We start from the raw sequence: 23,185 nt of genomic DNA on the forward strand, positions 1-23,185 counted from the left end.
ACCGGATCATGCCGAACAGGGATCGCGGTCCGGCCTTACCGCGCCGCAGCCAATCGCCGGTCGACAAGGCACTTGACCCGTCCGACAATGCTTGGCGAAACACGGTCGAACCGGCTGTGATCCAGGCGTCTGTTTCCAATGCGGCGTGGGTCCCAGGCGGTCGTCCGCGATTTTTTTGACGCCCCCTGTCCGTCAGCATGCGGCCCGCGCGTCATTGTGATGGCGGCCAATGCAATTCATCCGCCTCAACCCCATGACGGAGGCTCAAATGGAATACCTGTTGATGATCTACTCGGAAGAAAACGGCTGGAACAAGATGACCGAAAGCGAGCGGCAGCAAGGCGTTGCCGCCTATCACGCGTACACCGAATCGTTGAAGAAAGCGGGGGCTCTGGTGGGGGCCAACCGGCTGCAGCACACGAACACGGCCACCACGGTGCGGCTCGTCGACGGCAAGCCGCAGGTGCTCGATGGACCGTATTCCGATTCGAAGGAGCAACTCGCCGGCTACTACCTGATCGACGTGCCGAACCTCGACGCGGCGATGTCGTGGGCGTCGCGTTGTCCCGGCGCGGCGCACGGCGTCATGGAGGTGCGCCCGGTCTGGACCGCCCCTTACGAGGCACCCACTGCATGAGTGCGTCCGGCGGCGCCCTGGGCGATGACGGCGCCGCGCGTTCGATTGCCGAGGCGGTCGCTCGCCGCAGCTACGGCAAGCTCGTCGCGCTGCTGGCGATGCGCACGCGCGACGTCGCCGCAGCCGAGGACGCGCTCGCCGACGCATTCGCGGCCGCGCTCGCGGACTGGCCGGAGCACGGCTGTCCCGCGAGTCCTGAAGCGTGGCTGATGACGGTCGCGCGCCGCCGGGCGATCGACGGCGCGCGTCATCGCCAGGTTGGCGACGACGTGGCGAACCAGTTGATGATCCTCGCCGACGAGATCGACGAGAGTGAGGCAGGCGCGTTGCCCGACCGGCGGCTTGCGCTGCTGTTCGCGTGCACGCACCCTGCGCTCGAGGCCGCGATTCGTACGCCGCTGATGCTGCAAGTGGTGTTGGGGCTGGAAGCGAAGACGATTGCGTCGGCGTTCCTGATGTCGCCCGCCGCGATGAGCAAACGTCTCGTGCGGGCGAAGACCAAGATCCGCGAAGCGGGCATTCCGTTCAGCGTGCCCGAGCGCGAGGAGCTGCCGGGCCGGCTCGACGCGGTGCTCGAAGCGGTCTATGCGGCGTATGCGGAAGGTTGGACGGACCCGGTCGGCGGCGATACCGAGCGGCGCGACCTCGCGGACGAGGCGCTGTATCTCGCGCAACTGCTCGTCGAGCTGCTTCCCGACGAACCGGAGACGTTGGGCCTGCTTGCGCTGATGCTGTTTGCACAGGCGCGGCGTGATGCGCGACGCGATGCGGCTGGCGACTACGTGCCGCTGTCGGCCCAGGACCCTGCAACGTGGAACGCGCCGATGATCGACGCGGCGAACGCACTGCTGCGGCGCGCGAACGCGCTCAACGCAATCGGGCGCTTTCAGCTCGAGGCCGCGCTGCAGTCGGCGCATGTGGATCGCTGCCGGACGCGTCGCCCGAACTGGGACGAAATCGTGCAGCTCTACGATGGGCTCTTCGCCATTGCAGCGTCGCCGGTGGTCGCCGTGAACCGTGCGCTTGCCGTGGCCGAACGCGACGGCCCGCAGGCGGCGCTCGACGCGCTTGGGCCGTATGCGGACGACCCGCGGCTGGCCGACTACCAGCCCTACTGGGCCGCACGCGCCAATCTGCTCGCGCGTGCCGGCGCGACTGCGCAAGCACTCGACGCGTACGATCTGGCAATCGGCCTTGAGCGTGATCCGGCCGTGCGCCGGTTCCTGCAGCGCAAGCGAATGGAGCTTGCATCGGCGAGCGGGACCTTCACGCGCGGTGCGGAGCCCCCATAAGAGACGCCTGAATGGAGCGGCTTGGCGATATCGATCAGATACGCCTGGCTTCCCGAATGCTCTTGAGAACGCGCGCGTTCTGTCGCGCGTCGGATTGCCAAAGCAGGTCTATCCGACCGTAGGCGCGTAACGACAGACGCCCCCGCATGCCGAACCGAGGGTTGGTATACTATCGCTTCAAAACCAATTGGTAGTTGATAAAAGATCGACAGCCAATCTTTCGCGTTTGGTGGCGGGCAGTTAGGCATGGCCCGCTGTCGGAGCCGCACGCAGTACATTGACGCGTATTGGAGCGTTCCCAGCCTTGCCGGGCGGCACTGGCTGTTGAAACCATGGAAGGTTGAGCGAAGTATGGAACCCAAGTTTTACCGCGGCTGGCACCTGGCCAAATCGGACACCGAGTACAAGGCTACGGAGTTCGAGTGGGCATTGATCCGCTTTTACGAGTCGTTTTCGCGTTTTGTGTTGACCACGGGCATGATCACGATCGCGGCCGACGTTGATATCAAGTATCAGGAGCATGTGATCCTGCACGTGATCCGCATGCAGGATCGTCCGAAGAACAGCGCGACCATCGCGCGGCTGATGAATCGGGATGACATCCCGAACATTCAATACAGCTTGCGCAAGCTGGAATCGGCCGGCCTGATCGAAAAGCTCAAGGACAAGAACAGCAAGACCTACTCGTATACGGCGAGCGAGCTTGGCGTCAAGCTGACCGACGAATACAACAAGGTCCGGCAGGAGATTCTGGTCAAGCGTTTCGAGGAGATCAGCGACGTCGACGAGAAGTTCGAGCGCGGCGCGCGCTTCATGTCTCTCCTGACCGGCATTTATGAGGAAGCGGCTCGCGATTCGGCGACCATCACGCCCCAAACCGACGAGCCGCCGCCGAAGCCGAAGGCTTCGCGCAAGTCCGCTTAACCGGCAACCGCGGCCGCGCGAGTCACAGCGCCGGATGCAACCTGTGCCAGTCGCTAGCCTTCTGGTACGCCATGCCGGCGCGGCACAGCGGGGCTTCGGCGCCATGAGCCGCAACGAACTGGAAGCCGATTGGCAGGCCGGCCAGCGTGAGCCCGCATGGCAGAGCGATCGCGGGATGGCCGCTGGAGTTGAACGGTGCCGTGAACTGGATCAGGCGCGCATTGAGTTCCGGGTCCTGCGCGAGCGCGCCAAGCTGTTCATGTGTGGGCGCGGCGAACGGCTGCATCGGCACGATCAGCAGATCGATCCCGCTCATGAGCCGGTTGATCTTTCCGCGTAGCGCGGCACGGTTCAACAGGACCTGCTGATACGTCATCCCACTGGTTTCGCGACCAATCTCGATCAGGCGCGTAAGCGCTGGCCCATAGTGCGCCGCGAGCCGCGGATAGGTGTCGGCATGGGCCACCGCCACTTCCACACCGCAGTTGACCTGCCACTCGTCGACTACCGTGCGCACATCGGGAACGCGCACTTCTTCCACCTGAGCGCCGAGCGACTTCACCACTTCCACGACCCGCGCGAGCGCGTGCACGATGACGTCGTCGGTGCCATTGCTGTTCCACTCGGCATCGATGCCGATTCGCAGTCCGCCCAGATCGTACGCGTCGTCCGGCAACACGAGTCTGGCCTCGGGCAACGAGGTTGGGTCGAGTGGATCGTGCCCGGCAATCGCACCAAGCAGCAGCGAGGCATCGGCTGCACTGCGCGCCATGGGGCCCGGATGATCGAGACTGGCGCCGAGTGCGAACACACCGTGACGGCTCACGCGTCCCCACGTCGGCTTGATGCCGGTGAGACCGTTGGCTGCACAGGGAAAACGGATCGAGCCGCCCGTATCGGTACCGAGCGACGCGTAGCATAGCCCCGCCGCCGTCGCGACGCCGGAGCCACTCGACGACGCGCCCGCCCAGTGCCCCGGACGCCACGGATTGACCGGCTCGGCGATCTCGGGGTGATGCGTTGCGAATGCGCCCTCCGTGAGCTGAAGTTTGCCGAGCACGATCGCGCCGGCATCGCGCAGTCGCTTGACGGCGGTCGCGTCTTCGGTCGGCACGAAGTTGCGATGAATGGTCGTGCCGGCGGCAGTCGGCGAACCCGCGCACCAGTACAGGTCCTTCACCGCCAGCGGTACGCCGTGCAGGGGCCCGAGCGCCTCACCATTCAGCACTTTTCGTTCGGCTTCGCGCGCGGATGCGAGCGCCTCGTCACGCATTACGAGCGCGTAGCTGTGCAGAGTGGGGTCGAGCCGCTCGATGCGTTCTAGCATCGCGGTCGTGACTTCCACGGGGGAGATCTCGCGCGTGGCGATCAGGCGCGCCAACTCGCGCACCTCCATGTAGTGCAGTCCGGAATGGGACATGGTCAATCTGCCTCCGTACTCAAAGTCCGAGCTCTGCGCGCTGCCGCGTGAGGGTATCGATCACAGCGTACATGATCTTGTGCGCGCAAGGCATCAGGTCGGGAATGTAGGTCGCGCCCATGCCGCCCAGCCCCTCGGCCACCGGCACCGGCGAGCCTTCGGCGGGCCATGGCCAGCCGATGCGCGCGGTCGGAATTCCGAAGCGGCGCAGCGCGGCACCGTCGGTCTGGCCGCCGAGCAGGTCGGGCGTCGGATGCGCACGCTGCTCGATATGCTCCCAGCCGCGCCGCGCGGACTGCACGATCCAGTTCGACGGGGACGTCGTGCCGCCGGGCACGGAGCCATACATTTCCCAGTCGAGATCGAAATCGGGATGACGCTCCCGTAGTGCCGCGACGAATGCGGCGAACTGCGCCTTCACTTCGCCCGGTGAGGTACGGGGATTGATGCGCACGTCGAAGAAAATCTCGGTGACGGCCGAAGGAAACGCCGGCCGTTCAGGCCAGCCCGCCCGCACGCCCGAGATCCAGCCGTGCGGCTTGACCGCGCCGGACGTATTGCGCTCGGCGTACTCGATCAGCCATTGCTCGAGTTCGAGTATCACGTGCGCGGCCGGCACGACCGAGCTGCGAAAGCCCGGCGTGTCGCGCGGCACGCCCGCGTAACCGAGTGTGCCCTTGACCTTCAGCTTGAACCAACCCATGCCGGGTTCTTCGTGATAGACCCAGTTCCAGGGCTTCATCACGATCGCGAAGTCGGGCGCTACGCCTCGGCTCAACAGGTGCGTGACGCCTGCGGACATGCCCGCGTGGTCGCGCGCGGCGAGATCGACGGGCATGCCGCCATCCGCCATCGCGACGATCAGGTCGCCGACCAGCGGCACGTCGGCCTCGATCAGAGCGGTCGCGACTTCGGTCAGCGTGGCGATCATCCCTTTGGGGTTCGACGCGCCAAGGCCGTAGACCCAGTCACCTTCCATATGCGCGCGCGGCTTGAGGTCCGCGAAATCGGGCGGACCGATCCACGGGTCGTCGCTTTCGTCGCCCTCGAGATGGGTGTCGATGGGCGCGTAGAGCAGCAGCGCGGCACCGCCGCCGCTGCCGCGTTTCTCGGCGACGACGTTGCCGGTGCGCTCGTTCATGGGTCGATAGCTTGCGCTCAGGCCGACGTTCGCCAGATGTCCGACCATGAACTGGCTCGCGTCGCGCGCGGCGCCGGTCGGGCTGTGAATGTCCGTGAGTTTGAACAGCAGCTGTTGCAGCCGCCGCGCGTCGAGCTTTGCGCAGGCCCGGTCGTACCAGGCCTGTTGTTCGGAAGAAAAGGGTAGGGGTGTGGTGCTGACCACGATGGATACCTCCAGATTGCGTTGCGATGCGTGGTCAGTTCGACGGCGCGAACTGTTCGGCGTAGATGTTTTCCGGGCGCAGGCCGAGATTCACGAGCTTTGTCGTGGCCGCCTCGATCATGCGCGGCGGACCGCACAGATAGGCGACGGCGCTTTCGTGCGTCACGTCGGCCTCGCCGATCGCATCGACGGGATTGCCGGCGAGTAGTTCGCCGCTCGCGTGGTGGTCTACCGAGATGCGCGTTTTGAGATTCGGCAGCCATTGCCGGCGTAGCTCCAGATCGTCGAGGCAGAAAAGCTGCTCGGGCGTTGCACAGCCAAAGCTCAGCAGGATCGGCGGCTTGCGTCCGGGCTGGCGACGCAGGGCGTCGATCATCGACAGGATGGGTGCGAGGCCGGTCCCGCCCGCCACCATGATGTGCGGCGCAGGCACCTTCTCACGCAGGAAGAAACTGCCGAACGGGCCTTCGATTTCGAGAACGTCATCGGGTTTCGCCTCCTGCTCCAGCCACTTCGACATCACGCCATCTTCAAGCACACGAATCAGTAGTTCGAGCTTCGGCAGATCGGCCGCCGTGCTGGCGGGCGAATAGCTGCGCGTGACATTCGTGCCCGGCACGCGTACCTGTATGAACTGCCCCGGCTTGAAGTCGAGCCACGCGCCTTCGGCCAGTTCGAGCCGCAGGCGCACGACGTTCGACGCCACCTTCTCGACGCTGTCGACGAATGCGTGCGCCTTGACCGCCTGCACGTCGGCCGCATCGCTCGCATAGTTCAGCGTGAACGTGCAGTTGGTTTCAGGTTCGGTCAGGCACAGCAGCCGGTCGCCGGCCTCGTATTCGCTGCGCAGAAGCGTCGAGCTGGCACCCGCGCGCATGCCGGCGCGGCCCTCGACAAGCTTCGCCATACAGCTCGAACAGGATCCCGACCGGCACTGGTGGACGACCGGGATACCTGCGGCGAGAGCAGCGTCCAGCACGCTCTCGCCCTGCTGCACGGCAACCGATGTCGCTTTCCCGTCGCGAAAGCTCAATGTGACGTTTTTAACGGAAGACATACGGATACCTTCAGTACTGCTGTGATTAATGATCCTCTTCGATCTTCTCGACGAAGTACGAAGGACGTTTGCCGTCTGCGGTTCGCTTCATGCGGATGCTCGACGCCTTGATGGTGCCGTCGATACCATTGCCTGGCTTGGCGATGCCACGATTCCAGCGCGAAGCAATCTTGCGCCAGCTGATCGGCGATACGTCGGTTGCAACGAGTTGTTCGTTGTCCCAGCCGGTGCCATCGGCATAAAAATCCTGCATCGCTTCGCGTGCGTACAGGTCGCAGTTGTTGAAGCCATGCAGGCACAGCGGCTTGAACAGATAGTCGTAGCGATACTTGAAGTCCTTGCGCTCCTTGTCGGTCGGGCACACGCGCGCGAGGATTTCCCAGTACTCGTAGGTGTCGTCAGTGATCGGCACATACCATTCGAACTGGACGACATGCTCTTCCGGCCAGTTCTCGACCATCAGCACGCCAGGCAGGAACACGGAGGTGCGGTACGGGCGGGCATTGATGTTCTCGACCTTGAGGTCGACTCTCTCGTTCTCGAGGACGGGGTTCCACTTCTCCGTGAAGAGCCATTGCACGAGGCCCTTGGGACCGTTCTCGTCTTCGACCGGCGCGATGCAGTCGTCCGCGGTCGGCACGATGCCAAGCGGCAGCACCCAGTCCTTCGCGTGAATGATCGCGTTGTCCTTGTGCACGAGGATGTGCGCGTTATCGAAGCCGTTTTCGCAGGCAATGCGCCAGTTCGCGAAACCCGTGCGGTGCATGCCATACGCGACGACGTCCTTGTCCAGCAGGCTCGGCGCGGACGGCCACAGCGGATGCGGGAAGCGTTCGTCGTTCTCCGGGAAGCGAATGGGCAGGTCGTGCGCGAGCGGTGGCACGTCTTCATCCGGATAGTCGTCTTCGCGCACGAAGACGAAGATCATGCCCGCGACTTCCTCGACCGGATAGGTCGTGATACCTGTCGTGCCGATCAGCTTGTCGTCCGGATTGCCGGCGATGGTCGCGAGCTTGCCGCTTTCCAGGTCGAACGTGAAGCCGTGGTACCAGCAGCTGATCGTGTCCTCGGTAAGACACATCGGCTTGGCGGAGAGCCGCACGCCGCGGTGAATGCACTGGTCCTTCAGCGCGTAGATCTTGCCCTTCACGCGGCGCAACACGATCTGAACCCCGCAGATCTGGATGCCTTCGACGGCATCTTCCGGCAATTCATGGCTGAAGAGCGCCGGATACCAGTGGTTGATAAAGCCCCATGCCGCGTCCTTGTACGGCTGGTACTGGCTCTGGACTTTCGCGTCGTTGACGCGGGCATCGCTGATCTCGTTGAGTCGCTGACCGGTGCTGCGCCGGCGGACGATGGGCGTGTCGCTCATGGAGTGCTCCTGATGTGTGGGCTGGGGCGCGTCTCGTGACTGCTCACGAGCGCTGATTTCTGTACAGCTTGTCGCGGCTCGATGCGCTTCGCCGTGCGCGTCTCATCCGATGCTGTGAGTGAAGACTACGGAAACATAAATTGACAGTCAATTAATTTTCAATCAATCTTCCGTCGTACATTGATCGTAAATCGATTGAACATGGCGCGATAAAAATCGGCGAACGCCCGTGGGAAGGCGCTGAGCGGGCGATGTGCTGGTTGGAGGCGGGTGCCGCTGTGGACGATCTTCCCAGGGTTGTCCCTAGCGATGCTCCCGCCCGGAATGCGTCCCGGACGAGAACCCAGTACCCGAGCAGAGCGACGCGCAGGCAAAAGAAACAACACGAAACGTGTGCTGAAAAGCCGCCGCCTGGCAACTCGCCCGGTCAGCGGGCGCAGCAAAGGCTATTGACGAAAGGAAGAGGAGAACGCGGTGAAAATAAAGAAGTCTGCACTACTGATCGGCCTCGCGCTGGCCGCTAACGCCCATGCGCAAAGCAGCGTCGAAATCTACGGGATCATCGATACGGGCGTGATGTATGTGTCGAACGTGGGCGGTCACAGTAACTGGCTGGCCGACCCCGACACGATGGCGCCGAATTTGTTCGGCTTTCGCGGAACCGAAGATCTCGGCAATGGCCTGAAGGCGATATTCAAGCTCGAAGGCATGTTCAGCCTGAACAACGGCGAATCCACCAACGGGCTGTTCGGGCACGAAACCTATGTGGGATTGCGTGACGACCGTTGGGGCACGCTGAGCGCCGGCAATCAGATCGACTTCATGTTCTATTCGCTCGTGGTCGATCACTGGGGCCCGGCCTTCCCGTTCGTCAATTCTCTGGGGCTGCGGCAAGGCTCGTTTTCGGGCCTGAATATTCCAGGGCCACCGGGCAACGGTTCGTTCGACTTCGACCGCACGCTCGGCGCTCCGATCGCGAACTCGGTCAAGTACATGAGCCCGACAGTCGGCGGCCTCTCGATGGGCGCGCAGTACAGCTTCGGCGGACAGGCTGGTTCGTTCGGTCAGGATAGCGGGCAGAGCTTCGGCCTGAACTATCACATCGGCGCCGTCGCGCTGAATGGCGCGTACACATACATCAAGTATCCCGAGTTGAACAACGGCAACGACGGTATCCGCAACATGGGTCTGGCCGCTTCGTGGGTCGTGGGGCCGACCGAGCTCGCGGCGATGTACACGAGCACGCAGAACACGCAGAACGGCGCGCGTGTCGGTGTCTACGAGGCCGACGTGACGTGGACGGTCTCCCCGTTCCTGCACACGAATCTCGCCTACCAGTACATGAAAGGCAACGACGTCTTGAAAGGCCAGAAGGCCAGTCAGGAGACGTTGTCGGTCCTGTATTCGCTCTCCAAACGCACGAGCATCTACTCAGCGCTGGCGCTGCAGCAGGCCTCGGGCGGCCCCGCCTGGATTTCGCTTGTGCCGGGACCCTCGTCGGGCGGCCAGCAGACGGCGGTCGACATCGGTCTGCAGCACGTGTTCTGACGATATGACCTGACCACGCGGAACCCGTCGCTCAACACACCGAGGCTGTGGCACCGCGCTTCTCGGCTGGCGCAAGCCAGTCACGACCCACCAAATACATGCAGGAGATACCACCATGAGCAACCACTGCACCATGCGCGCGATGCGTGTACACGAACCCGGCGGCCGCTTCGTGCTCGACACGATCGCGCGCCCTGAACTGCTGCGGCCGACCGACGTCCTCGTCGACGTGAAGGCGTCCGGCGTCGTGCCGAATCTGCGCAACGTAATGAGCAATTACGGCGAGCGTGCTTACCTCACCGTGCCGGATCTGCCCGCCATCTACGGGCTGGATGCGGCCGGCGTGGTTGCCGAGGTGGGCAGCGCCGTGACCGGACTCGTGCCGGGCGATCGTGTCTACATCAATCCGGGCCGCTCGTGCGGATCGTGCGACGCGTGCCGGACAGGCCAGTCGATCAACTGCGTGGCTTTCACGTTTCAGGGCTACTTCGGCTTTGGCCCGCAATCGAAGGCGATGTACCGGCAATACCCATACGGCGGCTTCAGCGAGTTCGCAACGGCGCCCGCCGACGGCCTCGTCAAGCTGCCTGAAGCAGTGAGCTTCGAGCAGGCCGCGCGTTTCGGCTACCTCGGCACCGCGTATTCGGGTCTGCGCAAGGCAGGCGTCGGCGCGGGCCGGACCGTGCTGATCGTGGGCGCAAGCGGCACGCTGGGTCTGGGCGCCGTGCAGATCGCACGCGCGATGGGCGCGACTCGCATCCTGTGCGTCGCGCGCAACGAAGCGCTGCTCGCCCGTGTGCGTGCACTCGATCCGCAGCGTATCCGCACGTTTTCGTACGGCACCGGCTCGCTGGCCGACTGGGCCCGCGAGCAGACGGACGGTGTGGGCGTCGACGCGGTCATCGACGCAATCGCGCCGGGCGCCTCGCATCAGGTCACGCTCGACAGCATGGCGGCACTCAGGCGTGGTGGCCGGCTCGTCGAAATTGGCGCGATGACCGACCCGCTGCCGCTGAACCTGCACGAGATGATGTGCGCGCAGGTCAGCGTGATCGGCTCGCTCTGGTTCTCGGTTGCCGAAGGCCAGGACCTGGCGAAGATGGCTGCAGCCGGCACGCTCGATCTCGGTGTGTTCGAACACCACCGCTACACGCTCGATCAGGCTGACGAAGCACTCTCGGAAGCAGAAAAACGCGCTGGCGGCTTCGTCAACGTCGTCATCGTTCAATGAAACAGCCCGAATCGAACAGGAGAACATCATGGTAAGACGCGTCGTGACAGGCGAGAAAGACGGCAAGTCGGTCATCGTCTCCGATGGCCCCGTCGTCAATACGCACGACTACGCAGCCGTGCCCGGCTTCCAGACCACGCTGGCATGGGCGACGCTGCAGGGCATGGCGCCCCTGCCGCATGACGGCAAGGACCCGGTGGTCGGCATCCAGTCGGTGGTGCCCGATCCGCATGGCACACGCCTGCTCGTCGTGCAGTTCCCGCCGGACAGCTCGCTCGATTCCGCGGACTTCGACCCGGTTGCGGCTGGCGCGGAATACGAAGCCCATCTGCCTGGCCTCGCCCAGGCGTTCGAACCCGATGGTTCAGGCATGCACCGTACCGCGTCGGTCGACTACGACATCATCGTTGCCGGCGAATTGTGGCTCGAACTCGACGACGGTGAGATGCGCCATCTGAAGGCAGGCGACATCGTGATCCAGAACGGCACGCGCCACGCATGGCGCAATCGCAGCACGATGCCGGCGGTGATGGTGGCGGTATTGATCGGCGCCGAGACGCAGGCAGCGCGGTAACGGCAAACGAAGTGAGAGAGCAAACGATGAGTCAGCAAGCAGAACATCCCCACGACGGGCCGCCCAGGGCACCACGCGCCGAAACGCTGGAATGGAGCGACGCGATGTTGCTCGGTCACGCGCCGATCGACGCCGCGCATGAAGAGTTTGTCGAAGTGGTGACGGCGCTCGCCGGTTGTACGCAGCATACTGCGCTGGTCTGCTTGCAGGCGGTGGAGGCGCATCTGCTGTCCCACTTCGCAGTCGAGCAGGAATGGATGGAAAAGACCGATTTTCCCGCCGCCGAATGCCATCTCGACGAGCACCAACGGGTGATGGAGGCCGTGCAAAAGGTGAACGCACTCGCAGCCATTGGCCAGGTCGGCCTGCAGGACGTCAAGCGTCTCGCACAGGCATTGGTCGACTGGTTTCCAGGTCACGCCGACTATATGGATTCGGCATTGTCGGCGTGGATCAACAAGAAGATGTATGGCGGCGCACCCGTCGTGTTGCGACGCGATCTGCAAGTGGCTGAGGCGGCCTGAACGAAGTGACGGAGCTAAACATGATCATGCAGGACAAGGTGGGACTCGTAACGGGCGGCGGCTCGGGCATGGGGCGCGCGGCGGCGCTTGCGCTGGCGCGCGAGGGCGCGATCGTCGTGCTAGCTGGACGCGGTGAAGAAAAGCTTGCGACCGTGCGCGACGAAATCCGGCGAGCCGGAGGACGGGCGGAAATCCGCTCGGCCGACGTATCGCGTCGCGAGGATAACGAGGCGCTCGTCGCGTTCGTCGAGTCGCGCTTCGGCAGGCTCGATTTCGCATTCAATAACGCGGGCGGCCACGCGGACTTTAAGCCCATCGACCAGACACCGGTCGAAGAGTCGGAATGGGTGATCGATCTGAACTTCAAGGGCGTCTATTACGGCGTCAAGTATCAGGTTGAAGCGATGCTGCGCGCGGGCGGCGGCGCGATCGTCAACAACGCGTCCATCTTCGGCTTACGCGGCATGAACGGCATCGCTCACTACGTTGCAAGCAAGCACGCGGTAGTCGGCCTCACGCGTGCGGTCGCGAAGGAATATGCCGGTAGCGGTATCCGCATTAACGCCGTGTGTCCGGGCGCAACCGAGACGCCGAACTACATGCGCTCGACCGACGGCGACGTGCACCTGCTCGATGACATGATTCCGATGCGCCGCATCGGCCAGCCTCATGAAGTCGCCGACGCGGTGCTCTGGCTGCTGTCCGACAAGGCGGCCTATGTGACTGGCACCACCCTTTCCGTCGACGGCGGCATGACAACCTGAACGACCATTTCAGGCTCACGGGACACAAGGAGAAAGAACGATGAGATCGAATCGTGCAGCACGGTATATCGGCGGCGCGCTTATCGCGCTGATTGCCTTCGGTGCGAATGCTCAGGGCGGCGGCGCAGCGGCTTCGACGCCGGCTGCGAGCGCGGCTTCGGACCAGAGCAAAAGCGCGACGCGCGCGGCGAACCGGCAACTGCAGAAGAAAGTGCGCCGCGCGCTGGCTCACACCAAGGGCCTCAACGCGTCGGGCATTGCAGTACGCGCGAACGACGGCGCGCTCACTTTGCAGGGGTGGGTGCCGGAGCAGTCCCAACTCCAGCTTGCGTTGCGCACGGCCCAAGGTGTGCCCGGTGTCGTGTCGGTGAACAACCAGTTGACCATACGACCGGTGGGACAGTGAGACGTCGTCCCGGCGCGAGCAATTGGACGTTGAACGATCACGCCCGGGACGACGAATCAATACGGAATCAGCCAAAAGAAGGACGTGCATGTTTGACGGCATCACCGTCAAGTCGCGATTGACCATCGCGATGGCTTTCCTGTGTCTGCTCCTGACCGGGACAGGCATGCTCGGCCTGAGCAGTATTGGCCGGGTGAACGCGTCGTTGAAAGCGGTGTACGAGACGCGCCTCGTGTCTGCATTCAGCGTGGAAGCGCCGGCGGCGGTTTGAGTTGACGTTTGACGGCGTCGGAGCAAGCCCTTCGGTGGAGGGGCCAAAGCGAAGTTGAATCAGCCTCATGTACTTCAGTTGGCTTTACTAACTAATTGTCCGCCGAATGGCGGAACGTTTGGAGAGAGTCATGCCTAGCACGATTGAATTGACGCAGGAAGATGAAGTCGATGTCTCGACCATCAGGGTGCCGGAGAGTTCGCGCATGCCTAAGTTCGCGCTCACCATGGCCTGGTGGGGGCTCTGCAGCGCGATGGTGTATCTGATCATCGGCGCAACGCTGGCGCTTTATTACGGCACGACCAATGCGCTGATCGGGATGGTGATGTCCGTGGTCGTTTATTCGGCCGTGAACTACGTGCTGACGAACTATGCGATCCGCACGGGTCTTTCCGTGTCGCTTTTCTCCCGCGTGCTGTTCGGCAGTGCGGGCGCCGCATTGGCAACGCTGATATTCGCGGCAACCGTCATCTACTATGCCGTCTTCGAGAGTTCCGTTATCGCGGTCGCGCTGAACAGTCTTTTTCCATCCGTTTCCTATCCACTGGCTTGCCTGATCGTGGTTGCCTATAGCGTGCCGCTCGTTTTCGGCAGCGTGCAGAACTGGCTCGACAAGCTCAACGGCGTGCTTCTGCCGTTCTACGCGGCCGGCCTGGTCGCGGCTGTGGTAGTGGCGACGTCCACGCACGGCTATAGCCCGGCCTGGATGCATTTCGGCGAGACGAAGGGGGCAGTCGTGTCGAACGGCTGGTGGGACTGCTTCGTCTACTACATGGGCGTGTGGCTGTTCATGCTCGCCGCTTTCGACTTCGCGCGCTTCGGCAAGAAGCAGGACGTCCGCTATCACAGTGTGATCAACTTCGGCATGCCGTTCTGGTTTGTTACGTTTATCGTCAACGGCGTGATCGGGATTTATCTCGTCAGCACGATCCCCGGACAAGGCGCGCTGTCCGAGGTATCGGTCGTGCTCGCGCTGCTCAAGTTGATGGGACTCTGGGGACTCGGCTTCCTCGTCGTCACGCAGACTCGCATCAACACCGCCAACTACTATCTCGCGACCATCAATACGCAGGCACTGTTCGAAGCAGGCCTCGGTCTGAAGCTGCCGAAATTTGTCTGGACGATCGTCGTCGGCGTGATCGTGTACGCGCTGATGCTGTCCGGCATCTTCTCGAAGCTGCTCCTCGCACTCGCCTATCAAGGAGTGTTCGTCGTCGCGTGGGTGGCGGTGGCGCTCGCCCATATCCTGTCGCACAAGTCGGAGCGGACTTCCGACGACGCACTCGAATCGACGTTGTGCAACGTGCCGACCTTCAACTCCGGCGGACTGATTTCGTGGTTTGTCGGCGTCGCGGCGGGCATTGGCGTGATGAGCGGACCGGAATCGCTCCACACGTTTTCCGTGCCGGCAACGTTTGTGGTTTCGGTCGCCGCGTACCTGATGGTGTCGATGCATGGCAAGCGCTCCATCTCCGTCACGACGTAATTCACCTATTTGGCTTCGATAACGGCCAGGCATTGCAGGCTGGCCCACGCACTGATTTGGTCAACCGGGCCGTGCGAACGGCAAGTCCGCGGCGCCCGATTTCATCATGGAGCGAAGTAATGTCAGACCCGACGATCGTCCGCCGCCGCACGGTGAGTGGCGGCAATAGTGGTACATCGAGTCAATACCAGCCCTATAAGGACGCTGCGTGGGGCTTCGTCAATCACTGGTATCCGGCGCTTTTCAGCCACGAACTGACGGAGGACCAAGTGGAAGGCGTGCAGATATGCGGGATTCCGATTGTATTGAGGCGCGCGAACGGCAAGGTTCATGCGCTCAAGGATCAATGTCTGCACCGTGGCGTTCGCCTTTCCGAAAAGCCGATGTGCTTCAACAAGAAGACGATATCGTGCTGGTATCACGGCTTCACGTTCGACCTTGAAACGGGCAGGCTTGCGACCATCATCGCGAACCCCGAGGACAAGCTGATCGGCACGGTCGGCATTACGAGCTATCCGGTGCACGAAGTCGCGGGCATGATCTTCGTCTTCGTGCGCGACGACGATTTCCCGCTTGAGGACGTTCCGTCGCTGGAACAGGATCTGCCGGTGCGCTTTCCGAAGCAAAGCGACCGCTACCCGCACCCGCTGTGGCCGGCCGTGCCCAGTCTGCTCGACGAGAACGCGGTGACGATGGGCATTCATCGCATCGGCTTCACGAACTGGCGCATTGCGTGCGAGAACGGCATCGACAACGCTCATCTGCTGCTGCACAAGGACAACAGCATCATTCACGCGATGGAATGGGTCCTTCCGCTTGGCCTGCTGCCGAGCGGCGAAGACTGCGTCGAGACCCTCGAAGACCCTGACGGTCCCAAGGGCATGCTGCAGTGGCTCGGCACTGACAAGTGGCAACCGGTGCTGGAAAACAAGGAACTGGGACTGAAAGTGCCTGGACTCGTAGGCCGCCCCTATCGGACTTCGATCGTGTTGCCTGGACTCGTGGCGGTCGAGAACTGGCCGGGCGAACATATGACCCAGCTGGAGTGGTTCGTGCCGATTACCGACGACACGCATGAGTATTGGGAAGTGATCGTGCGCGTCTGCAACACGCCGGAGGAACTGGAGGCGCACAAATATCGCTACGAGCGTGTCTATGAGCCGCTGGCACTGCATGGCTTCAACGACTGCGATATCTATGCACGCGAGTCGATGGAAGACTTCTACGGTGACGGCACCGGATGGGAGAGCGAGCAGATGGTCGCAACGGACATCTCGGCCATCACCTGGCGCAAGGTTGCTTCGCGCTGGAATCGCGGCATCGCGAAACCGGGACGCGGCGTGCCGGGGGCACGAAAGGACAGCAGCCTGCGCTTCAAGCGCGCTGCGGACGGCAAGCGGATGACCTACAAGACCGAGCGGGTCGAAGACTGATCCGCCCGTGCTACCTCTCTCCTCGGACTTTGCGCCGGGGGAGGGGTTGTTTTCGTCGAATAGGACCCGATTCAGGGTTCCTTTTGCTGTGTCACGCTTTGCGCCGATCCGGTGGCTGTCGCACTTTTTCAGTCTGTGGTGTGATGGTGGCGGCGTCGCGAGCAGCCTCATCGTAAATCCCAGTAAGCAGAGACATGAAGCGCGCGTAGCGCTCGAACTTCTCCTCTGTGTCGCTGATTTCCCCGAGGCGCTGAACCAGTATCTCTTTTCGGACCTCGTAGTACTCGTCCGTCAATCGGATCCCCAGATCGCTCGCACAATACAGGTAGGTCTTGCTGCTCGTGTCCTGTAGCTTTTCGATCAACCCGGCGGCTTCCAGCTTTCTCAGGCTGTACTGGATGTTGGGAATATCGTCGCGGTTCATCAATCGTCCGATCATTGCGCTGGTCTTGGGACGGTCCTGCATACGAATGACGTGAAGGATCACGTGCTCCTGATGTTTGAGTTCGACGTTCGCTGTGATCGTAACGACGCCTGTTGCCAGAACGAAGCGGGTGAAGGACTCGTAAAAACGAATCAGTGACCACTCGAACTCCGCGATCTTGAACTCGGCGTCAGATTTTGCGAGATGCCACGATCGGTAGAACCTCGGTTCCATTGCTTGACTCGCTTATCAAAGATTGTCGACAGGGGAGTGCGGCCCCGGCTGGTCCGGCTGCCGTCCAGCACCGGCATCGCGAGACAATTTCAAGTCGGTGTGTACTTGCCGCGGCCGGTGCATGAAATCAATTATCAATCGACAATATGTTGAATGACACTGGATGATCTACCAATTTTTCGAAAATTTTCCGCCGAAGTCCGGGGGCTTGGCGTCGGTTGCGTAACCTGAATGTCAGGTTGGGTCTAGATCGGGCGAATTTCGTTCTCTTGCTGGCGGTCGCATCACCGCGCAGCTGATAGTCCTTGGAAAGTGCCGGACACAGGTCAGGCGCAGGCGAACGCTTTGCGTAGTCCAACTCCACGGTATTGCGTATCACTCAGGTCGGTCGCGACCGCGCTCGTCGACTCGCTGATCGAACTCTGCTTCGGCAATGGGTCGGGTTCTCGGCTTCGATGCGCAAGAAGCTGATCGAGGCCTGCCACCGCGGCATCTCGTCGGGCAAGGAAATGCTGCGGGGAAAATACAAACTGGGCGACAACGTGCAGTCGCTCACAGAGGGCATCCGCTCGCGCTGGCTGATCATTCGCGGAAGGCGCGGACTGCGAACCCTCGAACAGATTGCCCTACCATTGATGAATTAAAGTCGATTCAAGGAGGATGAAGGGCAATTCCAGCCATCGGTAGTGTTCGACAAACGACAGAGAGACTCGACGCAGATCAACCCTCCAGTCGCGATCGACCTGACGCCCCAACCCGACGAACCGACTCACGCATACCGCGCGAGAAACATATCCGCCGCCGCTTCCGCGATGCGCATCTGCTCCTTGGCATCGAGCGGCACTTGCCCCATCGCCACTTGCGGCCAGAAGGCAAAAGCCTTCACGAGCCCCTGCAACTGCAGTGCCGCGAAGACGGGGTCATCGGTCTTGATGCGGCCGTCCGCGGCGGCCGCCCGGACCCACGCCGTCAGATCTTCCTCGCGTTCGCCCATGCGAGCGACCATGTCCCGCGCGCGCTCCGGTGAATGGATGCCAGCCGCGATCGCCACCCGTGCAAGCGACAAAAAGGACTCGTCGTGAAGCAGCCGCAGCTTGCGCTCCAGCAGATCGAGCAACTGCGCGCGCAACGGTTGGTCAGCACGATAAGAGGGTGCATCGCCGTCATGGCTCGCGTCCCACAGCTGATGGAGAATCGCCGCGAAAAGCGCTTCCTTGCTCGGGAAATGGTTATAGACCGTGCGCTTCGAGACATTCGCGCGGGCGGCGATACGGTCCATGCTGGTAGCGTCGTAGCCGGCCGCGAGGAATTCCTCGATCGCGGCAGCGACGATCGCGACGCGCTTTCGGTCAGTCAGACGTTGGGGGCGGGCACAGGATTCCATCCAACGATTTTACACTGGCCAGTTTACTTTTCTTGAAAATAAACTACACTGCCGAGTGTAAATTTTCTTCGGAAGGTCAACTTCATGACGTCGCTTCCCGCCTTTGTCCGCCGAATGCTCGGCGTGAACGCCGCACTGCGCAGCCGCGCGAGGTTCAGCCTGTCGCCGCAGCATGACGGCGAGCGCTTTCGCAACGTCAAGCCGCGTCCGGCGGAAAGCCTGCGCAAAACGCTCGGCCTCGCGTGGACGGTGCTGTTCAACAAGCCGCGCGGCACCGTGCCGGCCGACGCATTGCCGGTCGAAACGCTGACGCGCGCGCAACTCGACGCGGCGCCCGACCGCAGCCTGTACCGGCTCGGTCATTCGACGATGCTGCTGAAGTTGCGCGGCAAGTTCTGGCTGACCGATCCCGTGTTCGCCGAGCGGGCGTCTCCGTTCCGCAAGCTCGGTCCGAAGCGCTTTCATGCGCCGCCGATCTCACTCGACGATTTGCCGCCGCTGCACGGCGTGATCCTGTCGCACGATCACTACGACCATCTCGACCGCGAAACCGTGCTGATACTGGCGCAGCATACCGAGGTGTTTTTGACGCCGCTTGGGGTCGGCGACCGGCTCATCGAATGGGGTATCGACGCGGCAAAGGTCCGGCAGTTCGACTGGTGGCAGGGCACGGAGGTCGAGGGCATCGAGTTCACCGCGACGCCCGCGCAGCACTTCTCCGGGCGCAGCCTGTTCGACGGCAACCGGACGTTGTGGGCGTCGTGGGTGATCGTCGATCACGATTTGCGCGTGTTTTTCAGCGGCGACACCGGTTACTTCGAGGGTTTCAGCGCGATCGGCGAGCGCCTCGGACCATTCGACGTCACGTTGATCGAGACCGGCGCGTACGACGCGATGTGGCCATACGTCCATATGCAGCCCGAAGAAACCGTGCAGGCGCATATCGACCTGCGCGGCCGCTGGCTCGTGCCGATCCATAACGGCACCTTCGACCTCGCGATGCATCGCTGGCAGGAGCCGTTCGAAAGGGTGACGGGGCTGGCGCTCGCGCGCGGCGTCGCGCTGTCGACACCGCGCATGGGCGAGCGGCTCGATCTGACCGCGGTGCATCGCGGCGAACGCTGGTGGCGCGACGTTGCGCAAACCGCTGCCGTGCCGAAGGCTTCGTGGCGGATGTGCGCGTCGCGCGGGGTCCAGGAGGGGGAGTCGTCCTGAGGTCGTTGGCACCGCCACGTCTTTGCGGCGGACGAGAGCGCCCGAGCGGACTGTTTCTCGGCGGCGCGCGGGTGCGGCGCGCGCACGTTGCCGTTCCCGCCGAAGCGCTCGCGACCTCGAAGTACGCTCCGTCGGAACTGTCCGCCGCGGCGTGATACGCAACCGTCGATCTGCGGGTTAATTCTTCAGGTCGGCGAGAATGCGTTCCGCGAGAAAATCGCACACAGGTCGTTTCGAAGCGGCACTTCGCGCCAGCACGACTTCAAGCGTGCCGATTTCCGGCAGGCCATTCGCGGTTCCCAGCAGCGAGAAGTGAGCCGGTACCGCGCACTTGGCCAAAGGAGTCACCGCGAGTCCGGCCTCGGCCATCGTCAGCAGACCCAGCAGACTCGGACTTTCATACGAGGTTCGATACGTGATGCGCGCGCGCTCCAGGCTCCGGATGGCTTTCTCCCGCGCGACGCTGCCGGGCAAAAACACGGCGATGGGCAAGGGCCTTTCACGCCAGATCTCGGTCGCGCCTGGCGCGGCGGCCCAGACCATCGGTTCGTGACGCAGGAACTCGCCGTGCAATCCTTTCACGCGCGTCGCGCAGACGAGATCGACCGTGCCGTCTTTCAACATGGGCTCGAGAGCGACGCTTGGCAGGCCCACTACCTGAATCTCCGCCTTCGGATAGGTCGCCGAGAATTTCTTGAGGATCGGCGGGAACAGTGACGTCGCATAGTCGTCAGGCACGCCGATCACCACGCGTCCGGTCACGTCGGGCCGTACCACCGCTGCCCACGCTTCGTCGCGCAGGGCGATCATCCGCCGCGCGTAGGTCAACAGCATTTCGCCGTCCTGTGTCGGCACCACGCTGCGAGGCTTGCGCACGAAAAGCGCCTTGCCGAGCGCCGTCTCGAGCGTCTTGATCTGCATGCTCACCGCCGATTGCGAACGATGCACGACCTGCGCCGCGCGACTGATCGTGCCGGCGTCCGCGACCGCGATGATCATGGACAGCACGTCCAGATCGAGCGCTTTCATTTCCGTTGCCATGATGGTTGATATCAGAAAAGTAGATCGATTCCATCAATATTATGCGATTTTCTTTTGCGAGCACACCCTCGATAGTGGCGCCAAAGGAGCCCTGTGATGAATGCACGTACCAGCCCATCGATTCTGGCCCCGGCCTTTGGCGCGTCCGCGCCATCGTTTGTGACCACTGCATCGAGTCTTGCGATACCGTATGTCGAGTCCGGGCGCGGCGAGCCGATGGTGTTCGTGCACGGCTCGCTTTGCGACTATCGCTATTGGGACGCCCAGATGGCCTCCCTGTCGGGTCGGTTTCGCTGCTTCGCGCCGAGCTTGAGCCATTACTGGCCCGAGATCGATGCATTTGGACACAGCGACTTCAGTTGGGAAGCGCACGTCGAGGAAATTGCCGGATTCATCACGGCGCTCGACCTTGCTCCCGTTCATCTGGTCGGTCACTCGCGGGGTGGGTGCGTGGCTTTCCATCTCGCGCGCGAATTTCCGCGCCTCGTGAAAACGCTGACGCTAGCCGATCCCGGCGGCCCGCTGCAAACCGAACCGAGGGGGCAGCCCGCGTTCATGCCGCCGGCGACCAACGTGTTGCGCGCACGGGTCGCGGAACTGATCGAGCGGGGCGAGTTCGACGCCGGCTTGTCGATGTTCGTCGACTCGGTGAGCATGCCGGGGTTCTGGAACAAAAGCCCGGAGAGCTTTCGTCGCATGGCGCTCGACAACGCGCTCACGCTGCCAAAGCAGTTGCTCGATCCGCTTCCCGCCTATACGCCGGAAGCCGCGCGCGATATCAAGTGCCGTACGTTGTTGATCGACGGCCAGAAAAGTCCCCGTATGTTCCGCAATACGGTCGACAAGCTCGAACAGTGGATCGAGTTTGCCGAACGCGAAACGATCGACGGTGCGTCGCATGGGATGAATGTCGCGAGACCGGATGCGTTCAACAGGGCGGTTGCGACTTTCGCGGTGTAGCCCGGTTGGCGGCAGAGTGCTCCGGCGTGCACGCTGGTTTTCCCCGCCAGCAAGGTATCGATCTTGTGATCCTGGGCCAGCAACTCGGCCGCCGTACTCGAATGAACGACCGAGCCGCGCTCGAGCACCACGGCGTTGTGCGTGATGCCCAGCGCCTGGCGCGCGTTCTGCTCGACCAGAATCACTGAGAGGCCTTCGCGGATGATCTCCGAGAGGATGCGCATCAAGTCCTGCACGATAATCGGCGCGAGGCCCTCGAGCGGTTCGTCGAGCAGCAGCACCTGGGGATTGAGCATCAGCGCGCGGCCGATGGCCAACATCTGCTGCTCGCCGCCGGAGAGCTGGTTGCCCATATTGGCGCGGCGCTCCTGCAGGCGCGGGAACATCCGGTAGATGCGAGCCAGATCCCACGGACCGGACACGGCGATCGCCGTCAGGTTCTCTTCGACCGTCAGCGACTTGAGGATATTGCGTTCCTGCGGCACCCAGCCGATGCCGGCCAGCGCGCGCTGGCGCGGTCGTAGTCCGCGCTTTACTCCACGAGCCGCGCGCCCACTTCGGGACGCGCCAGCGATTTCGACGGCTTCAGCCGAAGCGCGCTGCCTCTTCATTGGGCGGCCAGCGGCAGCCGGACACAGTTCTTGCTCGCGTATTCATCGATTCATCAATTCGGCGGGGCCAGGCGCAAAGCCGGCACGCATAGTGCGGACACGCGAGCGCCGTCGTGCCAGCGGGCGACTCGGGCGCAGCGTCGAGCGACCCCGCGGTCACGACGACGCCCGATGCCATGCAACCGGGCCCTCGACCACAAGGAGGACTTTCAATGAAAGACATCGATCTGAACCAGCGCGTCGAAGAAATCGAACTGGCTCTTTCCACACTATTCGAGTCGCCGAAGGCGCCCGCGATCAGCAGCTACGACGACGGCCGGACGTTCTTCATCCAGGCCTCCTGGGTCGTCGAGTCACATGGCGACACGACGCTGGATGCGCGATGCGTGCTCACACTCCACTTTTCGGATTCGCAGATTCAGCGTTACGCGCAGATGGACACGGCACAACGTATCCTCGTGCGCGAACGCCTCTGCCAAATGGTCCGCGATCGACTCCGAGCGGAAGGCGGTGAGTTGCCCTTGCGGGGAGAGTGCGCCGAAGACCTGCAGGTGGAGGATCGGCTGCTGGATGTCGACGATCAGCTCTGATCCATCGCGGACGGCGTACGTCCGCGGCTTGGCGATTGGCTGTCCGAGCCGGCGGCCGCCTGCCAATCGAGTTGCGCCCGAATCTCCACGATGTAGCGAGGTCGAAAAGTGACTAGCACGATTCTTCGCTCGGGATCGGGGGCGGGAGCGACTCGAGCAACTTCACGAGCCTTGCCTGCTGCTGCGGAGTCAGTCCTTGAGTAGCGCTCACCTGCTGAACACGCGCGCGCCAGTAGGTCCGGCTGAACAACGAATCCGCGCCATCGGAGGACAGGATCCGTTCGAGATGGGAAATCGCATCTCCAGCGGTCAGGGGTGTATAGGGGCTCTCCCTGTTCGGGGGCCCTTTCCTGATTGTTGTTTTCATCCACTTCTCTCAGGTGGTGACCGGCTGGGTCCGGTCGTATACGTCCGGCTTCAATTGGCCGGTTCGTGCCAA

The 23,185-nt window shown here is 62.8% G+C and carries 24 protein-coding genes and 1 pseudogene; 16 read left to right on the forward strand and 9 right to left on the reverse strand.

Annotated elements, in window-relative coordinates; genetic code table 11:
• Positions 1–268 precede the first annotated feature (268 nt).
• The 3 genes from OKW37_RS39515 (at position 269) to OKW37_RS39525 (ending at position 2,853) form a co-directional block, all read left to right on the forward strand.
• Positions 269–637: a YciI family protein gene (locus OKW37_RS39515; RefSeq protein ID WP_184023933.1), complete on the forward strand. Its 369-nt coding sequence runs from the start codon at positions 269–271 to the stop codon at positions 635–637.
• Positions 634–1,929, forward strand: a complete 1,296-nt coding sequence (locus OKW37_RS39520) for an RNA polymerase sigma factor (RefSeq protein WP_429401882.1) — start codon at positions 634–636, stop codon at positions 1,927–1,929. The genes OKW37_RS39515 and OKW37_RS39520 overlap by 4 nt, the downstream gene beginning before the upstream one ends.
• Before the next feature lie 351 nt (positions 1,930–2,280).
• The gene (locus OKW37_RS39525) at positions 2,281–2,853 is read left to right on the forward strand and encodes a winged helix DNA-binding protein (RefSeq protein ID WP_184012166.1); all 573 of its coding nucleotides are present in this window, start codon (positions 2,281–2,283) and stop codon (positions 2,851–2,853) included.
• 22 nt (positions 2,854–2,875) lie between these two features.
• Here OKW37_RS39525 and OKW37_RS39530 read toward each other — a convergent pair whose 3' ends face one another.
• From OKW37_RS39530 to OKW37_RS39545, 4 genes are read right to left on the reverse strand one after another with little or no spacing between them, the layout of a single operon-like run.
• Positions 2,876–4,273, reverse strand: a complete 1,398-nt coding sequence (locus OKW37_RS39530) for an amidase (RefSeq protein WP_429401880.1) — start codon at positions 4,271–4,273, stop codon at positions 2,876–2,878.
• A 19-nt stretch (positions 4,274–4,292) separates the two neighbouring features.
• Positions 4,293–5,618, reverse strand: coding sequence for a M20 family metallopeptidase (locus tag OKW37_RS39535; protein WP_429401878.1), 1,326 nt, complete (start codon positions 5,616–5,618; stop codon positions 4,293–4,295).
• Between the two features lie 34 nt (positions 5,619–5,652).
• The gene (locus OKW37_RS39540; protein WP_429401876.1) at positions 5,653–6,675 is read right to left on the reverse strand and encodes an FAD-binding oxidoreductase; all 1,023 of its coding nucleotides are present in this window, start codon (positions 6,673–6,675) and stop codon (positions 5,653–5,655) included.
• A gap of 25 nt (positions 6,676–6,700) precedes the next feature.
• Positions 6,701–8,050 (reverse strand): Rieske 2Fe-2S domain-containing protein, encoded by a 1,350-nt coding sequence (locus tag OKW37_RS39545; RefSeq protein ID WP_429401874.1) that lies wholly within the window; start codon positions 8,048–8,050, stop codon positions 6,701–6,703.
• Positions 8,051–8,524: 474 nt separating this feature from the next.
• On the opposite strand from OKW37_RS39545, the gene OKW37_RS39550 reads away from it, so the two are divergent.
• The 9 genes from OKW37_RS39550 (at position 8,525) to OKW37_RS39590 (ending at position 16,287) form a co-directional block, all read left to right on the forward strand.
• Complete coding sequence (locus OKW37_RS39550) at positions 8,525–9,598, forward strand: porin (protein ID WP_429401872.1); 1,074 nt, start codon at positions 8,525–8,527, stop codon at positions 9,596–9,598.
• A 115-nt stretch (positions 9,599–9,713) separates the two neighbouring features.
• Positions 9,714–10,829, forward strand: a complete 1,116-nt coding sequence (locus tag OKW37_RS39555; protein WP_429401870.1) for an alcohol dehydrogenase catalytic domain-containing protein — start codon at positions 9,714–9,716, stop codon at positions 10,827–10,829.
• Between the two features lie 28 nt (positions 10,830–10,857).
• Complete coding sequence (locus tag OKW37_RS39560; RefSeq protein WP_429401868.1) at positions 10,858–11,403, forward strand: cupin domain-containing protein; 546 nt, start codon at positions 10,858–10,860, stop codon at positions 11,401–11,403.
• Complete coding sequence (locus OKW37_RS39565; RefSeq protein ID WP_429401866.1) at positions 11,328–11,927, forward strand: bacteriohemerythrin; 600 nt, start codon at positions 11,328–11,330, stop codon at positions 11,925–11,927. Before OKW37_RS39560 ends, OKW37_RS39565 begins: the two co-directional genes overlap by 76 nt.
• Positions 11,928–11,947: 20 nt before the next feature.
• Positions 11,948–12,691, forward strand: coding sequence for an SDR family NAD(P)-dependent oxidoreductase (locus OKW37_RS39570; RefSeq protein ID WP_429401864.1), 744 nt, complete (start codon positions 11,948–11,950; stop codon positions 12,689–12,691).
• 40 nt (positions 12,692–12,731) lie between these two features.
• On the forward strand, positions 12,732–13,097 hold the full coding sequence (locus OKW37_RS39575) for a BON domain-containing protein (protein ID WP_429401862.1): 366 nt from the start codon (positions 12,732–12,734) through the stop codon (positions 13,095–13,097).
• 88 nt (positions 13,098–13,185) lie between these two features.
• Positions 13,186–13,368 (forward strand): Tar ligand binding domain-containing protein, encoded by a 183-nt coding sequence (locus OKW37_RS39580; RefSeq protein ID WP_429401860.1) that lies wholly within the window; start codon positions 13,186–13,188, stop codon positions 13,366–13,368.
• 130 nt (positions 13,369–13,498) lie between these two features.
• Positions 13,499–14,854 (forward strand): purine-cytosine permease family protein, encoded by a 1,356-nt coding sequence (locus tag OKW37_RS39585; RefSeq protein ID WP_429401858.1) that lies wholly within the window; start codon positions 13,499–13,501, stop codon positions 14,852–14,854.
• A 119-nt stretch (positions 14,855–14,973) separates the two neighbouring features.
• Positions 14,974–16,287, forward strand: a complete 1,314-nt coding sequence (locus tag OKW37_RS39590) for a Rieske 2Fe-2S domain-containing protein (RefSeq protein ID WP_429401856.1) — start codon at positions 14,974–14,976, stop codon at positions 16,285–16,287.
• A gap of 91 nt (positions 16,288–16,378) precedes the next feature.
• Here the strand turns inward: OKW37_RS39590 and OKW37_RS39595 are convergent, their stop codons facing one another.
• The gene (locus tag OKW37_RS39595) at positions 16,379–16,945 is read right to left on the reverse strand and encodes a winged helix DNA-binding protein (RefSeq protein ID WP_429401854.1); all 567 of its coding nucleotides are present in this window, start codon (positions 16,943–16,945) and stop codon (positions 16,379–16,381) included.
• Positions 16,946–17,400: 455 nt separating this feature from the next.
• Here OKW37_RS39595 and OKW37_RS39600 point away from each other — a divergent pair, with 455 nt between their 5' ends.
• Entirely contained in the window at positions 17,401–17,589 is a 189-nt protein-coding gene (locus OKW37_RS39600; RefSeq protein WP_429401852.1) for a hypothetical protein, read from the forward strand.
• 125 nt (positions 17,590–17,714) lie between these two features.
• Here the strand turns inward: OKW37_RS39600 and OKW37_RS39605 are convergent, their stop codons facing one another.
• Positions 17,715–18,329 carry a TetR/AcrR family transcriptional regulator gene (locus tag OKW37_RS39605; protein ID WP_429401850.1) on the reverse strand — a complete coding sequence of 205 codons (615 nt, stop codon included), beginning with the start codon at positions 18,327–18,329 and terminating at the stop codon, positions 17,715–17,717.
• Positions 18,330–18,413: 84 nt separating this feature from the next.
• Between OKW37_RS39605 and OKW37_RS39610 the strand changes: the two genes are divergently transcribed.
• Positions 18,414–19,544 (forward strand): MBL fold metallo-hydrolase, encoded by a 1,131-nt coding sequence (locus tag OKW37_RS39610; RefSeq protein WP_184067913.1) that lies wholly within the window; start codon positions 18,414–18,416, stop codon positions 19,542–19,544.
• Between the two features lie 177 nt (positions 19,545–19,721).
• Here OKW37_RS39610 and OKW37_RS39615 read toward each other — a convergent pair whose 3' ends face one another.
• On the reverse strand, positions 19,722–20,573 hold the full coding sequence (locus OKW37_RS39615; RefSeq protein ID WP_184044869.1) for a LysR substrate-binding domain-containing protein: 852 nt from the start codon (positions 20,571–20,573) through the stop codon (positions 19,722–19,724).
• Positions 20,574–20,681: 108 nt separating this feature from the next.
• On the opposite strand from OKW37_RS39615, the gene OKW37_RS39620 reads away from it, so the two are divergent.
• A complete protein-coding gene (locus tag OKW37_RS39620) occupies positions 20,682–21,545 on the forward strand; it encodes an alpha/beta fold hydrolase (RefSeq protein ID WP_184067916.1) in 864 nt (287 codons plus the stop codon).
• A gap of 44 nt (positions 21,546–21,589) precedes the next feature.
• On the opposite strand, the pseudogene OKW37_RS39625 reads toward OKW37_RS39620, so the two are convergent.
• A pseudogene (locus OKW37_RS39625) lies at positions 21,590–22,066 on the reverse strand (ABC transporter ATP-binding protein); the annotation flags it as partial.
• Positions 22,067–22,368: 302 nt separating this feature from the next.
• Here OKW37_RS39625 and OKW37_RS39630 point away from each other — a divergent pair.
• On the forward strand, positions 22,369–22,746 hold the full coding sequence (locus OKW37_RS39630; protein ID WP_018422505.1) for a DUF3022 domain-containing protein: 378 nt from the start codon (positions 22,369–22,371) through the stop codon (positions 22,744–22,746).
• A 112-nt stretch (positions 22,747–22,858) separates the two neighbouring features.
• Here OKW37_RS39630 and OKW37_RS39635 read toward each other — a convergent pair whose 3' ends face one another.
• Positions 22,859–23,113: a hypothetical protein gene (locus OKW37_RS39635; protein WP_429401847.1), complete on the reverse strand. Its 255-nt coding sequence runs from the start codon at positions 23,111–23,113 to the stop codon at positions 22,859–22,861.
• Positions 23,114–23,185: the final 72 nt, after the last annotated feature.

The organism is Paraburkholderia sp. MM5482-R2 (assembly GCF_050436125.1).
GTDB lineage: Bacteria > Pseudomonadota > Gammaproteobacteria > Burkholderiales > Burkholderiaceae > Paraburkholderia > Paraburkholderia tuberum.

Excerpts from the sequence above, each read along its gene's own strand:
- OKW37_RS39560 (WP_429401868.1), top strand. The coding sequence starts at position 10,858 with ATGGTAAGACGCGTCGTGACAGGCGAGAAAGACGGCAAGTCGGTCATC.
- OKW37_RS39555 (WP_429401870.1), top strand. The coding sequence starts at position 9,714 with ATGAGCAACCACTGCACCATGCGCGCGATGCGTGTACACGAACCCGGC.
- OKW37_RS39545 (WP_429401874.1), bottom strand. The coding sequence starts at position 8,050 with ATGAGCGACACGCCCATCGTCCGCCGGCGCAGCACCGGTCAGCGACTC.
- OKW37_RS39630 (WP_018422505.1), top strand. The coding sequence starts at position 22,369 with ATGAAAGACATCGATCTGAACCAGCGCGTCGAAGAAATCGAACTGGCT.
- OKW37_RS39565 (WP_429401866.1), top strand. The coding sequence starts at position 11,328 with ATGGCGCAATCGCAGCACGATGCCGGCGGTGATGGTGGCGGTATTGAT.
- OKW37_RS39595 (WP_429401854.1), bottom strand. The coding sequence starts at position 16,945 with ATGGAACCGAGGTTCTACCGATCGTGGCATCTCGCAAAATCTGACGCC.
- OKW37_RS39575 (WP_429401862.1), top strand. The coding sequence starts at position 12,732 with ATGAGATCGAATCGTGCAGCACGGTATATCGGCGGCGCGCTTATCGCG.
- OKW37_RS39580 (WP_429401860.1), top strand. The coding sequence starts at position 13,186 with ATGTTTGACGGCATCACCGTCAAGTCGCGATTGACCATCGCGATGGCT.
- OKW37_RS39635 (WP_429401847.1), bottom strand. The coding sequence starts at position 23,113 with ATGAAAACAACAATCAGGAAAGGGCCCCCGAACAGGGAGAGCCCCTAT.
- OKW37_RS39525 (WP_184012166.1), top strand. The coding sequence starts at position 2,281 with ATGGAACCCAAGTTTTACCGCGGCTGGCACCTGGCCAAATCGGACACC.
- OKW37_RS39530 (WP_429401880.1), bottom strand. The coding sequence starts at position 4,273 with ATGTCCCATTCCGGACTGCACTACATGGAGGTGCGCGAGTTGGCGCGC.
- OKW37_RS39585 (WP_429401858.1), top strand. The coding sequence starts at position 13,499 with ATGCCTAGCACGATTGAATTGACGCAGGAAGATGAAGTCGATGTCTCG.
- OKW37_RS39590 (WP_429401856.1), top strand. The coding sequence starts at position 14,974 with ATGTCAGACCCGACGATCGTCCGCCGCCGCACGGTGAGTGGCGGCAAT.
- OKW37_RS39540 (WP_429401876.1), bottom strand. The coding sequence starts at position 6,675 with ATGTCTTCCGTTAAAAACGTCACATTGAGCTTTCGCGACGGGAAAGCG.
- OKW37_RS39515 (WP_184023933.1), top strand. The coding sequence starts at position 269 with ATGGAATACCTGTTGATGATCTACTCGGAAGAAAACGGCTGGAACAAG.
- OKW37_RS39570 (WP_429401864.1), top strand. The coding sequence starts at position 11,948 with ATGATCATGCAGGACAAGGTGGGACTCGTAACGGGCGGCGGCTCGGGC.
- OKW37_RS39520 (WP_429401882.1), top strand. The coding sequence starts at position 634 with ATGAGTGCGTCCGGCGGCGCCCTGGGCGATGACGGCGCCGCGCGTTCG.
- OKW37_RS39600 (WP_429401852.1), top strand. The coding sequence starts at position 17,401 with ATGCGCAAGAAGCTGATCGAGGCCTGCCACCGCGGCATCTCGTCGGGC.
- OKW37_RS39610 (WP_184067913.1), top strand. The coding sequence starts at position 18,414 with ATGACGTCGCTTCCCGCCTTTGTCCGCCGAATGCTCGGCGTGAACGCC.
- OKW37_RS39605 (WP_429401850.1), bottom strand. The coding sequence starts at position 18,329 with ATGGAATCCTGTGCCCGCCCCCAACGTCTGACTGACCGAAAGCGCGTC.
- OKW37_RS39620 (WP_184067916.1), top strand. The coding sequence starts at position 20,682 with ATGAATGCACGTACCAGCCCATCGATTCTGGCCCCGGCCTTTGGCGCG.
- OKW37_RS39615 (WP_184044869.1), bottom strand. The coding sequence starts at position 20,573 with ATGAAAGCGCTCGATCTGGACGTGCTGTCCATGATCATCGCGGTCGCG.